The 465-nt window shown below is 55.9% G+C and carries 2 tRNA genes; both read left to right on the forward strand.

From position 1 onward, the window contains the following. Window positions 1-184: 184 nt before the first annotated feature. A tRNA-Ile gene (locus HALO32_RS10520) sits at window positions 185-261 on the forward strand. 106 nt (window positions 262-367) lie between these two features. After that, window positions 368-443 (forward strand) — tRNA-Ala (locus HALO32_RS10525). Window positions 444-465 lie beyond the last annotated feature (22 nt).

Below are 465 nucleotides of genomic sequence, written 5' to 3' on the forward strand. Positions count from 1 at the left end.
TCACCTCCTTAAACGACCAGTCATCGCACCCGGCAAGTGTCCACAATGAATTACCTGATCGAACGAGCAACGACTGTTTGGGTCTGTAGCTCAGTTGGTGAGAGCGCACCCCCTGACCTTAAATGGAAAGGAGGGTGAGGTCAGCCGACCAAGCTGCAACAGGCTTAGCGGTTAGTATGGTGCTGGGTCTGTAGCTCAGTTGGTTAGAGCGCACCCCTGATAAGGGTGAGGTCGGCAGTTCAAGTCTGCCCAGACCCACCAATTTTATCCAGTACCGCGTTGCTTCGGTCCTCGTGTAGCAGGCTACACGTCGCACCCAAGCGCCTTGTCCTGAATAAAATGCCCATGTCACGTGATGGGATTCAGAGGGGCCTTAGCTCAGCTGGGAGAGCGCCTGCCTTGCACGCAGGAGGTCAGCGGTTCGATCCCGCTAGGCTCCACCATCCAACAGTCATCCTGCAGAGA

The organism is Halomonas lysinitropha (assembly GCF_902500215.1).
In the GTDB taxonomy this organism is placed as follows: domain Bacteria; phylum Pseudomonadota; class Gammaproteobacteria; order Pseudomonadales; family Halomonadaceae; genus Halomonas; species Halomonas lysinitropha.